Source organism: Nocardioides sp. YIM B13467 (genome assembly GCF_042788075.1).
GTDB lineage: Bacteria > Actinomycetota > Actinomycetes > Propionibacteriales > Nocardioidaceae > Nocardioides.
In genome coordinates, this window is the sequence record NZ_JBHZPJ010000046.1 from 4,199,583 (window position 1) to 4,213,170 (window position 13,588).

At 66.9% G+C, this 13,588-nt stretch carries 13 protein-coding genes; 8 read left to right on the top strand and 5 right to left on the bottom strand.

Going from position 1 to position 13,588, the window contains the following annotated elements:
* Window positions 1-8 precede the first annotated feature (8 nt).
* Entirely contained in the window at window positions 9-503 is a 495-nt protein-coding gene (locus ACFX43_RS27365; RefSeq protein ID WP_378839272.1) for a winged helix-turn-helix transcriptional regulator, read from the top strand.
* On the opposite strand, the gene ACFX43_RS27370 is transcribed toward ACFX43_RS27365, so the two are convergent.
* From ACFX43_RS27370 to ACFX43_RS27385, 4 genes are all read right to left on the bottom strand, one after another.
* On the bottom strand, window positions 429-800 hold the full coding sequence (locus ACFX43_RS27370; RefSeq protein ID WP_378839275.1) for an alpha/beta hydrolase: 372 nt from the start codon (window positions 798-800) through the stop codon (window positions 429-431). The two genes, ACFX43_RS27365 and ACFX43_RS27370, sit on opposite strands and share 75 nt — an antisense overlap.
* Window positions 801-837: 37 nt before the next feature.
* Window positions 838-2,115 carry a flavin-containing monooxygenase gene (locus ACFX43_RS27375; RefSeq protein WP_378839277.1) on the bottom strand — a complete coding sequence of 426 codons (1,278 nt, stop codon included), beginning with the start codon at window positions 2,113-2,115 and terminating at the stop codon, window positions 838-840.
* Window positions 2,060-2,329 (bottom strand): NAD(P)-binding protein, encoded by a 270-nt coding sequence (locus ACFX43_RS27380; protein ID WP_378839281.1) that lies wholly within the window; start codon window positions 2,327-2,329, stop codon window positions 2,060-2,062. Before ACFX43_RS27380 ends, ACFX43_RS27375 begins: the two co-directional genes overlap by 56 nt.
* A gap of 173 nt (window positions 2,330-2,502) precedes the next feature.
* Window positions 2,503-3,159 (bottom strand): GntR family transcriptional regulator, encoded by a 657-nt coding sequence (locus ACFX43_RS27385; protein ID WP_378839286.1) that lies wholly within the window; start codon window positions 3,157-3,159, stop codon window positions 2,503-2,505.
* 384 nt (window positions 3,160-3,543) lie between these two features.
* Between ACFX43_RS27385 and ACFX43_RS27390 the strand changes: the two genes are divergently transcribed.
* Genes ACFX43_RS27390 through ACFX43_RS27420 form a run of 7 tightly spaced genes read left to right on the top strand, consistent with a single transcriptional unit; the run spans window position 3,544 to window position 12,747 of the window.
* A complete protein-coding gene (locus ACFX43_RS27390; RefSeq protein ID WP_378839291.1) occupies window positions 3,544-4,374 on the top strand; it encodes a tripartite tricarboxylate transporter substrate-binding protein in 831 nt (276 codons plus the stop codon).
* Window positions 4,371-4,871, top strand: a complete 501-nt coding sequence (locus tag ACFX43_RS27395; RefSeq protein WP_378839295.1) for a tripartite tricarboxylate transporter TctB family protein — start codon at window positions 4,371-4,373, stop codon at window positions 4,869-4,871. The genes ACFX43_RS27390 and ACFX43_RS27395 overlap by 4 nt, the downstream gene beginning before the upstream one ends.
* A 10-nt stretch (window positions 4,872-4,881) precedes the next feature.
* Window positions 4,882-6,414 (top strand): tripartite tricarboxylate transporter permease, encoded by a 1,533-nt coding sequence (locus ACFX43_RS27400; RefSeq protein WP_378839299.1) that lies wholly within the window; start codon window positions 4,882-4,884, stop codon window positions 6,412-6,414.
* Window positions 6,415-6,449: 35 nt separating this feature from the next.
* Window positions 6,450-7,847: a 3-isopropylmalate dehydratase large subunit gene (gene leuC, locus ACFX43_RS27405; protein WP_378839306.1), complete on the top strand. Its 1,398-nt coding sequence runs from the start codon at window positions 6,450-6,452 to the stop codon at window positions 7,845-7,847.
* Window positions 7,848-7,855: 8 nt separating this feature from the next.
* Window positions 7,856-8,467 carry a 3-isopropylmalate dehydratase small subunit gene (gene leuD, locus ACFX43_RS27410; protein WP_378839311.1) on the top strand — a complete coding sequence of 204 codons (612 nt, stop codon included), beginning with the start codon at window positions 7,856-7,858 and terminating at the stop codon, window positions 8,465-8,467.
* On the top strand, window positions 8,464-9,252 hold the full coding sequence (locus ACFX43_RS27415; RefSeq protein WP_378839315.1) for an RraA family protein: 789 nt from the start codon (window positions 8,464-8,466) through the stop codon (window positions 9,250-9,252). The genes leuD and ACFX43_RS27415 overlap by 4 nt, the downstream gene beginning before the upstream one ends.
* 21 nt (window positions 9,253-9,273) lie before the next feature.
* Entirely contained in the window at window positions 9,274-12,747 is a 3,474-nt protein-coding gene (locus tag ACFX43_RS27420; RefSeq protein ID WP_378839319.1) for an indolepyruvate ferredoxin oxidoreductase family protein, read from the top strand.
* A gap of 108 nt (window positions 12,748-12,855) precedes the next feature.
* Here the strand turns inward: ACFX43_RS27420 and ACFX43_RS27425 are convergent, their stop codons facing one another.
* Window positions 12,856-13,578 (bottom strand): hypothetical protein, encoded by a 723-nt coding sequence (locus ACFX43_RS27425; RefSeq protein WP_378839323.1) that lies wholly within the window; start codon window positions 13,576-13,578, stop codon window positions 12,856-12,858.
* Between the last annotated feature and the right edge of the window lie 10 nt (window positions 13,579-13,588).

Sequence of the window (13,588 nt, forward strand, 5' to 3'; positions counted from 1 at the left end):
CTTCCATCATGGAACGCACGAGCTTCGAAGGCATGAGCTGTCCGGTCGCGCTGGCCCTCGAGCGGGTCGGCGAGTGGTGGAGCATCCTGATCCTGAGGGACGCCACGCATGGCCTCACCCGTTTCGAGCAGTTCCAGAAGAGCCTCGGCATCTCCCCCAACTCCCTGTCGCGCAGGCTCGCCGCCCTCGTTGATGCAGGCCTCCTCGAACGGCGCCGATACAACGAGCGCCCGCCCCGCGACGAGTACGTGCTCACCGAAGCCGGGCACGCCTTCCGCCCGGTGCTGATCGCGCTGTACGCATGGGGCAACCAGCACTACCCGCCCGAGGCAGTGAACGTTCTCCTGGTCGACAGCGAGACCGAGGCCGAGGTCGACCCCGTACTGGTCGACCGATTGACCGGCAAGCCGCTTGACGAGGAGCACACCTCATTCCGGCCCGGACCTGCCGCCGACGACCGGCTCCGCGCAGTGCTCGCGCAAGTGGGTCATTCCAAGGTGTAGCCGGCGGAACGCGGCGTGGATCGCGGAACGGTAGTCGGCGCGTTGCCGGCGGTACGACACCAGCTGCCGCGGGGTGCCGGCGGAGCGCCCGAATCCTCGGTAGTCGAAGAGCAGGACGTCGAAGCCGGCGGCGGCGGGGCCCTCGCCGAAGCCGAGGATGCCGCCGCCGACGGTGCCGCTGAACCCGTGCGCCATGACGACGCAGGGCCTTGGCTCCGACGCCGAGTGCTCCCCGCGCAGGTGGATGCCGGCGCATGTGGAGCCGACGCTGTTGAAGGTGATCTCGCGGCCCTCCACCGTCGTCAGCTCGCCGTCGACAGGTGGCGCTTCAGACCTACGTTGGACAGACGCAGCCCGGGGTCGTCGAGCGGGTCTCGGAGGAGTCGGTCGCGATCTGTCCGGTAGTTCTGCTCCATCGACCACGGCCCGTGCGATCCACGCCGAGGGACGTGTCGATCGCCCGTTGCACGTATCCGGCATGGAAGTCGAGCATCGGGCTCAGGTCGAGCGTGGGATCGTTGGCGACCGGCGTCGCGACCTCGTGCCCACCGTCGTCCATATGGGCGAGCAGCCGGCAGAGATGCTCGGCGACGAGGTCGACCTTCAGCGTCCACGCGGCGTTGGTGTAGCCGACGGCGAAGGCGAAGTTGGGTACGCCGGAGAGCATCATGCTCTTGTAGACCACCGTGTCCGCGGGGTCGATGGCTGCACCGTCGACCGAGAGGACCATCGCACACAGCGACTTCATCCGCAGACCGGTCGCGGTCACGATGATGTCGGCCTCGAGATGCTCACCGGTTGTCAGCTCGATCCCATGGTTCGCGAGCCGTGCGATCCGACCCGTGACGACGGCGGCGCTGCCATCACTGATCGCCTCGAAGAAGTCGGCATCGCGTGCGAAGCACATCCGTTCCTCCCAGGGGTTGTAGCGCGGCCGGAAGTGCTCGTCGACCGGGTAGCCCTTGGGGAGTGCCCGCTTGTTGGTCCAGCGCACCAGCGCCCGCATCAGGTCCGGGTAACGGCGACTCAGTGCATAGATAACGGCGAGTCGGTCGCGGTTGAACCGCCTGATCGCCGGGTACGACAAGCGCTCGGGCAGGAGTTTGCGAAGGGCGACAGTCACGACGTCCCGGCTCGGGAGGGAGATCACGTAGGTCGGCGAACGCTGCAGCATCGTGACCTGTGCCGCATCCTGCGCCATCGCCGGGACCAGCGTGATCGCCGTTGCTCCACTGCCGATGATTACGATTTTCTTGCCGGTGTAGTCGAGCTCTTCAGGCCAGTGCTGGGGGTGGATGAGCTGTCCCTGGAAGCGCTCCTCCGCTTCGAAGCGGGGCCGGTGGCCCTCCTCGTGGTCGTAATAGCCCGTCGCCCCGAACAGCCATCGGCACTGAACCCTTGACGCTTCGCCCGACACGGAGTTGACCAGCCGGACGGTCCACAGGCCCTGTTCAGAGGACCAATCCGCCGCCACGGCCTTCCAGCCGAGTCGGAGATGCGGTGACAGGTCGTTCTCGTCCGCTGTCTCCCGGAGGTAGTCGAGGATCTCGGAGCCGTCAGCGAGCGCCTTTCCCCCGCCAGGGCTTGGACTCGAATCCGAAGTTCTGCGCATCGGTGTCGGCGCGCAGCCCCGGATACCGGAAAAGGTCCCAGGTGCCGCCGATGTTCTCGCGTGCGTCGATGATCAGGAACGACTTCTCCAGCAGGCGCGACTTCAGGCGACTAGCGGTGCCGATGCCCGAGATCCCGGCGCCGACGATGAGCACGTCGACGAACTCGGCTCGCTCGCTGCGCTCCCTTGCCCGGGCCTTGGTCGTGGTCGTCATGCTCGGTCGTTTCAGGTACGGCGATGTGTCGTGTGTCACAAGAATCACGTCGCGGCCAGTGCAAGCTCAAGAGCAATCCGCCCAATCCGCGGGGCGCGATCTGTGCAATCTGCTCAGCCGACGGGCTAGAAGGCGGCGCCGACAGCGAGATCCTCCGACCCCGCGGCTCTCGCTCAGATCTGAGTCAGGCCCTCGAGCTTCTGGCGCAGGGACTCCCGGGAGTGCCTCTCCATGATCTCGTGTGCGAGCTCGATGTCCTGGGCGCGCATTGCTTGGACCAGTTCGCGATGGTCCTTGATCTCTGCGTCCTCCTGGACCCTTCGCCCCAGGGCCGGGGTCAGGTGGTTCATCCTCCTGGCCTCATCGACGAGGCCCAGCAGAACGCGTTCGGCACGCTTGTTGTTCGCGAGCTTTGCGATACCGACATGGAAGGCCGTGGCTTGGTCGAGTGCCGCGTCGATGTCTTCAGCCGCTTGTTGGGCATCGACGATGCGCTCGAGCTCATCGAGTTGCGCGGGGGTGCTGCGTTTGATGGCTTCGACGACGAGGGTGGGTTCGATCATTCGGCGGAGCGCGAAGATTTCGCGCACGTCCTCGAAGCGGAGTGGTCGCACCAGGTACCCCTTACGGGGCAGCACGGTGACCCAGCCCTCGTGAACAAGGAGCCTGAGCGCCTCCCGGATGGGTGTCTTCGATACGCCGAACTCGGTCGCCAGCTCATGCTCGAGCAAGAGCGTCTCGGGACGGCGTCGAGCCGTCAGGATCTCCGATCGCAACGTCTCGTAGACCCGTTCAGTCAATGAGCGGCGCTCGCCGTTGTCGATGCTCATCGAGTGCATATCCCCGTTCTGCAGGTAGGACGCTCAGCGTAATGGAGTGGTTGACATCACATGTGACGCCTGACATATTCGTTCGAACATCACTGAATATATCACAGATACATCGCTCGAAACCGCGCGCAGACCTGCCCCACGGTGCTTGCGACGTCCGCCAGGTTCTCGGGCAACACATCAGGCGAACTGGGCATCGGCCCAGGGCCTACGAACCAGGAGTAGAAGCAGATGAAGCACTCACGTGTCGCCGTCGTTCTCGCGGCTGGGCTGCTAACCACCACCGGGTGTTCGGGTGGAGCGTCGGGAGGCTCAGCTGACTATCCGTCCGGACCGATCACACTGACCGCGCCCACCGAGCCGGGTTCAGGGTTCGACCTGACCATGCGCACCGTGGCCGAGGTCGCGAAGACGGGGTCGATCGTCGATGCCCCGCTGACCGTGCAGAACCGTCCCGGTGGACTGACCACCACGTGGGAGAAGACGATGATCACCCAGCACAAGGGTGACGACGACCAGATCTCGGTGGCCTCGCTCTCGACGGTCCTGCTCGATGTGGAGGAGAGGTCCGAGTACACGCTCGACGATGTCACTCTGCTCGGCGGCCTGGTGCAGGAGAATTTCGCCATCGTCGCGGCAGGTGACTCGCAGTATCAGGACCTCGACGCGGTGATGGCGGCCCTCAAGAAGGACCCCAAGTCCGTCAAGGTCGCCTCTCAGCTGGAGGACACGCTGGCGTTCGCGCTGCTCGCCGAGGAGGCGGGCGTCGATGCTTCCAAGGTCACCTTCGTGTCCTACGAAGGCGGTGGCGAACAGGCCACCGGCGTCATGAACAGCGACGTCGACATCGCCGTGGCAGGGGTGAGCGAATTCGTTGGTCTCATGCAGTCCGGAGACCTCAAAGGCCTCGCAGTGATCGGCAAGGACGCCGCCCCCGGACTGGACGTGCCCACCACCGCGGACCTCGGCTACGAGACCGAGTTCGCCAACTGGCGAGCACTCATCGGCCCTCCGGACATGCCTGCCTACGCGGTCGACTACTGGGAGGACGCGATCGGGAAGATCACGTCCAGCGACTCGTGGAAGAAGGTCGCCGAGCGCAACAACTGGACCACGACGTACCGCACGGGTGACGAACTGCAGACACTCGTGGACGACACCTACAAGCAGATCACCGCGGCGGAGGATGACCTCGGAAGGACGATCATCCCGTGAGCGGCACCACCAGCGCGGTCCGCGACGGCGCCGACCTCAAGGACGCGGTGGCCGGCGCTGTCGTGGCCGTCGTCGGCGGGCTGCTTCTGCTCGATGCGCTCTCCTTCACCTCGCCCGGAGCCCAGGCAGAAGGCGTCGGTCCGCGATTCTTCCCCCTGGTCGCCAGCAGCATCCTGGTCGTCGGTGGGCTGAGCCTGATCGTGAACAGCTTCAGGCACAGAGGGGCCGACGAGACGGCCTCGGGTCCATCGGGCGAATCACCGATCCCACCAGGACGGCTCGCCGTCGTCATCGCTCAGTTCGTCGGCTTTCTGCTGATCTTCGAGCCGATCGGCTTCCTGCTCGCGACGGCGCTCTTCATGACGCTCATGACCAGCTATGTGCGACCCGACAAGTGGCGCGTCAACACCATCGTCGCCGTGGCCACGTCCGTGACCGTCTACTTCTCGTTCACCGAGCTCCTCGGCGTCGGCTTGCCGCCCGGGATTCTCGGCTGAGGAGGCATCCATGGAATCCCTCTCCTTCTTGCTCGACGGCCTTGGCAGCGCGCTCACGCCGCAAAACCTGCTCTTCGTCTTCCTCGGCGTGATGATCGGCACGATCGTCGGCGTGATCCCGGGGCTAGGCCCGATCACCGCGATCGCCATTCTGATCCCGCTGTCCTACGGCCTCGACCCTGCGACCGCGATCATCTTGATGAGCGGCATCTACTACGGCGCGATGTACGGCGGCTCGATCACCTCGATCCTGATGAATACCCCCGGGGAGGCGGCCAATGCCATCACGGTGATCGACGGCTACAAGTTGGCCCGTGCCGGACGAGCGGGTGCGGCGCTGGCCACGGCCGCGATCGGCTCCTACGTCGGTGGACTCTTCGCCTTGGCCGGGTTGGTGCTCATGGCGCCTCTGCTCACCAGCTTGGCGCTGTCCTTCGGATCGGCCGAGTACACGGTCCTCCTGTTCATGGCGTTGTTCCTGACCGCGACGCTGATGTCTGGGTCTCGCATCAAGGGCCTCGTCTCGGTGGCGATCGGCATGACGATCGGGATGGTCGGCATCGACGGACAGAGCACGGTCGAGCGGTGGACCTTCGGTGTGCCGCAGCTGATGGACGGCATCGACCTGGCCATCACCGCCATGGCTCTGTTCGCCATCCCGGAGGCCCTGCGGTGGCTGGCGCGAGGGCAGCAGGAGAACCACGAGCGCTTCACCATGCAGGGCTCCCCACGGCTGAGCCGCACCGAGTGGCGGCGCTCGCTCCCCGCCTACGGTCGCGGCTCGATCGTCGGCTTCCTCGCCGGCATCTTCCCTGGCCTCGGCCCAACGATCGGCACCTTTGCGTCGTACGCGGTGGAGAAGCGATTCGCCCGCAAGCAGCACCGCGATGAGCTGGGCAACGGCGCGATCGAGGGTGTCGCGGGTCCGGAGACGGCGAACAACGCCGGCGCCGGGGGCGCGATGATCCCGATGCTGACGCTTGGCATTCCCGCCACTGCCACCACCGCGCTGTTGCTCTTCGTGTTCCAGATGTACGGCCTGCAGGCAGGGCCTCAGCTGTTCGATACAGACCCGGACCTGGTGTGGACGATCATCGCGAGCCTGCTGGTCGGCAACACCATGCTGCTGCTCCTGAACCTGCCGCTGGTACGAGCCTTCGTCCTGCTGCTGAAGATCCCGCCGCCGATTCTCTACGCCGGTGTCCTGCTCTTCACCGCGGTCGGCGCCTGGGCAACCGCATTCAGCCCGTTCTCCCTCTTGGTGCTGCTGGCCATGGGGCTGATCGGCTACTTCATGGAGGCCTATGGGTTCCCACTCGCTCCGGCGATCCTCGGTCTCGTGCTGGTCCCGCTGCTCGAGACGAACCTGCGTCGGACGCTGCTGCTCTCCGACGGCAGTTACCTGGTGTTCTTCCAGCGTCCGGTATCAGCCTCGATCCTCGCGGTCGTGGCGGTCGTATTCGCCATCGCCCAGATCCGAGCGTGGCGATCCCGCGCACGCCAGTCAGCCGAACCGCCAGACGAGCTCGTGCCCACCGCCTGACCCCTCCAATCCCACTCATGACAGGACTGCCGCCCATGCCCAAGACAGCTGCCGACAAGATCTGGGACGCCCACATCGTCAGGAGCGATGACGCCGACCGCGACCTGCTCTACGTCGACCTCCATCTGCTCCACGAGGCAAACACCCCCGTCGCCTTCGACAACCTGCGGGTCAAGGGACGCCTGGTCCGTCGCCCCGAGCTCACGCTGGGCACGGAGGATCATGTGACGCCCACCGTGGACGTACCGCGCGATCTGCGTGGCACTGTCGCCGAGCGGTACGTCGGTCACATGCGGCGCAACTGTGAGGAGTTCGGCATCGAGCTCTACTCCCTGGGCCACGAGTCGCGCGGCATCGTCCACGTCATCGGGCCCGAGCTCGGCCTTTCGCAACCCGGAATGACGATCGTGTGCTGCGACTCCCACACGACCACCCACGGCGCGTTCGGTTCCCTGGCCTTCGGGATAGGCACCAGCCAGGTGGAGCACGTCCTGGCCACCCAGACGCTCCCGATGAAGCACATGAAGAACATGCGGGTGACTGTCGACGGGGGGCTCCCGGCCGGCGTCTCGGCGAAGGACGTCGCACTGGCCATGATCGAGAAGATCGGTACGGCGGGGGGCCAGGGCTACGTCATCGAATACCAGGGCTCGACCATCCGATCGCTCTCCATGGAAGGCCGGATGACGCTGTGCAACATGAGCATCGAGGCGGGGGCCCGCGCGGCCCTCGTGGCGCCTGACGAGGTGACCTTCGCCTACCTGGAGGGTCGCCCGCACGTCCCGTCCGGGCCCGCGTTCGAGACCGAGAAAGCGCACTGGCAGACCTTCACCAGCGACCCCGACGCCGCGTTCGATCGGGAGGTCCACATCGATGCGAGCGAGCTCTCTCCGCGGGTCACGTGGGGCACCAACCCGAGTCAGACCATCGGTGTAGCCGACACGGTCCCGGCACCTGGGTCGTTCATCGGCGCCGCTGAGCGGCTGGCCGCTGAGCAGGCCCTGTACTACATGGATCTCGTGCCCGGCACGCGCATGCGCGACGTCTCGATCGATGCCGTCTTCATCGGCTCGTGCACCAACGGGCGGATCGAAGATCTCCGCGCGGTCGCGGAGGTCTGGAAGGGCCGTCGAGTCGCGAACGGTGTGCGCGTGCACGTGTCGCCGGGCTCCGAAGCAGTCCGACGCCAGGCGGTGGAGGAAGGGCTCGACGTCATCTTCGAGGCCGCCGGGGTGCCGTTGCGTGCGTCGGGATGCTCGATGTGCGTCGCGATCAACGGGGAGGTGCTCGCCCCCGGGGTCCGCACAGCGTCCACCAACAACCGCAACTTCGAAGGACGGCAGGGACCGGGCGTACGCACCCACGTGGTCTCGCCATCCGTCGCTGCCGCCACCGCGGTGGCCGGACACTTCGCCACTCCCGACGACCTCTGAGGATGACCATGAATCCACTCGTCACGCACACCGGTACCGCGGTCCCGCTGCGGCGCTCGAACGTCGACACCGACCAGATCTACCCTGCTCAGCTGATCCTCAGCGCGCCCGTCAGCAGCACCGGTCATGCCGACGCGCTGATGGCGGAGTGGCGCAAAGACCCTGACTTCGTCCTCAACCAGCCCCGATACCGAGGAGCCTCCGTTCTCGTCGCCGGGATCGACTTCGGCACAGGATCGTCCCGTGAGTGGGCGGTCTGGGCCTTGGCCGACTACGGCTTCCGGGTGATCCTGGCTCCGCGCTTCGGTGACATCTTCCGCGGCAATGCCGCCGAAAACGGGCTGGTCGCCGCCCAGGTCGCCGAGACGGACGTCGAGAAGCTGTGGGCCGACATCGAGGCAGAACCGGCGACACCGCTGACCGTCGATCTCGAGACTTGCACGGTGCGCAGGGGCAGGGCGACGTACTCGTTCGACTACCCAGACCACCTGCGCAGTCGCGTCATGCGCGGGCTGGACGAGATCGCGGCAACCCTCCACTACGAAGGGGACATCCGCGCCTACGAGGCCCGGCGGCGCCCCGCCATGCCGGAGGTCCACCGCGCGGAGACAGTGCTATGACGACCGATCCGTCCGATGAAATGCCCGCTGAGGTGACCGAGCGCCTGGTCGGTCAAGTCGACCCGCGAGCGATCCTCACCACGGCCGTCCCACGGCATGATGCCGGCCTCGTGGAGACCCTCCTCGGCATTCCGGACATGGCATCCGCGGTCGCGGACGCGTTGGATGAACTCGGGGTGGGGAACGTGCTCGGCACCTCTGAGCTCGCGCCGCTGGGAGCGGGGATGCGGGTCTGCGGGCCGGCTGTGACGCTGCGCTACGTCGCGGTCCCCGGCGAACCGGCCGTGCACCGTGCCACTGGGGCGAAGGTGCTGGTGGGCGACCGAGACCTCTACGGCGTCGCCTCAGCCGGTGACGTGGCCGTGGTCGACTGCGGGGAGGTCCGCACCGCGGCCGTCATGGGCGAGCTGTCGGCCCGGTGGGCCCTCAAGGCCGGCGTCGCCGGCTGCATCGTCGACGGCGCCGTCCGCGACTCGGCCAGCATCATCGGCACCGGACTGCCCGTGTGGAGCCGAAGCTGCATCCCGCTCGCTGCCCGTCACCGCGTCCAGGCGGTAGCCCTCAACGACGTCGTCAACGTCGCCGGAGTGTCGGTCAGGCCCGGTGACTATGTCGTCGGTGACAGCGACGGCCTGTGCATCGTGCCGTTCGACCGGTTCCCGCAGGTGGTCGAGATGTGCCTCCGCGGTCAGGAGGCGGAGCGGCATCTGCTCACCGCCCTCGACCACAGCCTCGACCTCCCGGACCTCGTACGGCGCATTCGCTCCACGACCATCGCCGACTGAACAGGACAGGACACCACAGCCATGGCTTTCTCTCTCGACGACCGCTACACCGTCCCCGACGGAACCATCTACCTCACCGGCGTCCAAGCCCTCGTCCGTATGGTGCGCGACAATGCCATGGCCGACCGGGCTCGCGGACTGCGCAGCGGGTCCTTCGTGTCCGGCTACGAAGGGTCACCACTGGCCGGGTACGACCTCGAGCTGGCCAGGCGCCGTGCCCTCTTCAATGGCCTCGATCATGTGCACGCACCCGGCGTCAACGAGGAGCTGGCGGCGACGTCGGTGATGGGCACCCAGCTGGCTGACCAGGTCGGCACCATGAGGTGCGACGGGGTCACCGGCTACTGGTACGGCAAGTCGCCAGGCGTCGATCGCGCCACGGACGCGCTGCGCCACGCCAACCTGGTCGGCACCCACCCTGCCGGCGGGGCCGTCGCGCTGGCTGGTGACGACCCGGCGGGCAAGTCCTCCTCGGTCCCGTGCGCGTCCGAGCACACACTGGCCGACCTGCAGATTCCCACCCTCTACCCGGCAGACCCGCAGGAGGTGCTCGAGCTCGGCGCCCATGCGGTCCATCTGTCTCGCCACACCGGCCTGTGGTCCGCCATCAAGATCGTCACCGCCGTGGCCGACGGTGCCTCGACCGCGGTGGTGCGGCGCGACCACGTGGCACCTCCGGAGGGGCTGGAGAAGAGCACCCACCGGCCGGATGCCTTCCTCGCCGGCCCCAACCTGATCGCCCTCGAGCGCAGCCTCGTCTCGCAGCGCCTCCCCCGCGCCCTGGAGTATGTCCGAGCGGCGCGCCTGAACCGTCAGGTCGTCCGCACAGCCGATGACCGAGTCGGGATCATCAGCGCAGGCAAGACCTGGCTCGACGTCCGCGACGCGCTCGACCGCCTCGGGCTGGACAGCGCCGAGCTTGAGCGCCGCGGTGTTCGCCTGCTGAAGCTCGACCTGATCTGGCCGCTGGACCGAGATCTGGTCCGCGACTTCGCCCAAGGCCTCGACGAGATCATCGTGGTCGAGGAGAAGCGCCCGTTCGTCGAGGACGGTGTCCGCAACGCCCTGTATGGCGTGGCCGGCGCCCCCCGGGTGCTCGGCAAGCTCGACGACGCCGGTCGTGAGCTGGTCTCCCCTGTCGGCGAGCTCGACACCGATCAGGTGACCCGCGCGCTCGTCCGCCGGCTCGGTGACGTGCACCGGATCCCATCGGCCTTGGCGTGGAAGGAGCAACAGCCCGCCACCCGCACCGCGCTGCCGCTGCTGGCGCGGACGCCGTACTTCTGCTCGGGATGCCCGCACAACAGCTCCACCAAGGTCCCCGACGGCTCGGTGGTCGGTGGCGGCATCGGCTGCCACGCCATGGTGCTCTTCATGGACGACAAGCAGACCGGCAAGGTGACCGGATTGACGCAGATGGGCGGTGAGGGCGCCCAGTGGCTGGGTATCGCCCCCTTCGTCACCGAGGAGCACTTCCTGCAGAACATCGGCGACGGGACCTTCACGCACTCCGGCAGCCTGGCCCTCCGGGCTGCCGTCGCGTCCGGCCGCAACGTGACGTACAAGCTGCTCTACAACTCGACTGTCGCGATGACCGGAGGCCAGGACGCCGCGGGCGAGTTCTCCCTCCCACGCCTGGTCGATCTGCTCCTGGCCGAGGGGGTGGCCAAGGTGGTGGTGACCTCGGAGGATCCGAAGGTGACCCGCCGCCGCAGGCTGCCGCGCGGGGTGGAGGTGCGAAGTCGGGACGACATCGTCGACGTGCAGCGCGAGCTCGCCGCCATCCCCGGCGTCACCGTCCTGGTGCACGACCAGGAGTGTGCCGCGGAGAAGCGACGCAAGCGCAAGCGCGGCAAGATCGAGACACCCAGCAAGCGGGTGCTGATCAACGAGCGCATCTGTGAGGGTTGCGGCGACTGCGGAGAGAAGTCGAACTGCATGTCCGTGCACCCCGTCGAGACCGAGTTCGGCCGCAAGACCCAGATCCACCAGTCGTCCTGCAACCTCGACTACTCCTGCCTGAAGGGCGACTGCCCGTCCTTCGTGACGGTCGAGGTGGGGACGCAGAAGCCCCGGCGAGCCAAGGCCCCAGACCTACCGGCCGACGCCGTGCCGACCCCCGCCGAATCCGTTACAGCCGACGACTTCGGACTCCGCATCACCGGCATCGGCGGCACCGGCATCGTCACGGTGTCCCAGATCATCTCGACCGCCGCCGTCATCGATGGCCACGAGGTCCGCAGCCTGGACCAGACCGGACTGGCGCAGAAGGGTGGCGCGGTCGTCTCGGACGTGCGGTTCACCCGCCGTGACGTGCCTGGCAAGGTCCCGAGCCTCGACTGCGACCTCTACCTGGCGTGCGACGGACTGGTCGGCACGGACCCCACGAATCTGAAGGTCGCCGACCCACGCCGTACGGTCGTCGTGGCCTCCACAGCCGAGGTCCCCACCGGCCGGATGGTGGTCGACACCGGCACCCGGTTCCCCGACGGCACAGCCATCCGGGACTCTCTGGAGTCGGTCGCTCGGCGCTACCTGGCGGTGGATGCGGGCAAGCTCGCGGAGCGGCTCTTCGGCCATGAGCAGTACGCCAACATGCTCCTGGTCGGCGTGGCCTGGCAGCTCGGGCAGATTCCGGTCACAGCCGCGGCGATGGAGCACGCCATCGAGCTCAACGGTGCCGACGCCGCCGTCAACGTCCAGGCCTTCCGCCGCGGCCGCCAGGTGGTGCACGACCCGGCGGCAGTCGAGGCGCTGGCCTATCCACGCGAGGCCGAGCGTCGAGCGTCCTCGCCGGCCGCGGAACACATCACCACGATGGTGGCAGCCGAGCAGGCCTCGGCGCTGGAACGAGTCGTCGCCGTCCGGGTGGCCGAGCTGGTGGCCTACCAAGACGAGGACTACGCACGCGAATATGCCACCTTCGTCGAGGGCATACGGCGTGCCGAGGAGGCCTCGGTACCGGGCTCGACGACCCTAGCCGAGGCCGTGGCACACCAGCTTCACAAGGTGATGGCCTACAAGGACGAGTACGAGGTCGCCCGGCTCGTGCTCGATGCGGGCCTGGATGACTCGGTCGCAGAGGAGTTCGGAGCGGACGCCACCTACCGCGTCCAGCTGCACCCGCCGCTGCTCCGGTCGATGGGCCTCAACCGCAAGATCGGCTTCGGACCGCGAACCATGCCGATCTTCCGCGCGCTGTATGCATCCCGACGGCTGCGCGGCACCCGGCTCGACGTCTTCGGCTATCACCGCGTTCGACGCATGGAGCGGCAGCTCATCACCGAATACCGCGATGCGGTCATGTCGACGCTCGAATCCCTCGGCCCAGACACCCTCGCCGGCGCAGTCAAGATGGCTCAGCTACCCGACCAGATCCGCGGGTACGAGGACATCAAGCTCCGCAACATCGTGGGCTACCGCACCGACCTCGCCGAGAAACGCGCCGAACTGGCGCGAACGGTGAATCTCCGTCCGTCATCCACCACCCGCTGAGGAGAAGAGTGCACCGCACCCGCGACAGCGGGTCAACGGTCGTCTTGATGGAGGCGTGTCCGACCCGACGCGAGATCTCGTACATGTCCATCCCCGCCGCAAGCACCATCATCTCCGACTTGCGCCACCCTGCGGAAACCAAGAACGCCAGGAGTCATAGAGATCCAGGTCAAGTCTGCGTGCCGCATCAAGGAACTGGACGACCTCGGGCGCGCGCAGACCTTTGGGATCGATGCGACGCACCTTCGGTAGCTTGCTCCGGTCGCACGGCGAGGTGTCGAGGATCTGCTGGCGGTGCTCGGTGGCCCAGTCGAACATCTTCTTCAGGTTGGCATAGCGACCGCTGACCGTGTTCGGCGCTAGGCCTTCACGCACCCACGAGTCGACGACATCCTGGATGTCGTCGGGGTCGATCAGGCCACAGTCGCGGTAACCGAGGTGAGGCTCGATGTTGTTCTCGTAGTTCAGCTCATAGCGGCGGACGGTCTCACCTGTCAGGTCGCCGGTGATGCGATCGAGGTCCATCGCCTTGATCCACCGGTCGAAGAGTTCGTCAACAGTGACGTTGCGACTGACCTCATCCTCCACTAGTCGGTCTTCGAGCCTCTTGAGAGCGCGGTCCGGCCCGAAGGCCTCCACCTCAGCCTTGAAGACCTTGGCGTAGTCCAGGTCTTCAAACGTCTCCGAGGTCTCCTTGCCTCCATGCCGGAAGCGGATGTTGTACGTCGTCACCCCGTCCTTGCCCGTCCGGGACCGGACGCTCGCCACGGTGGCCTCCTCGTCCTCGACGACCTTTCCCGATGGGTGTCCACGAAGAGCCTCCACGTACACGTCGACGCCT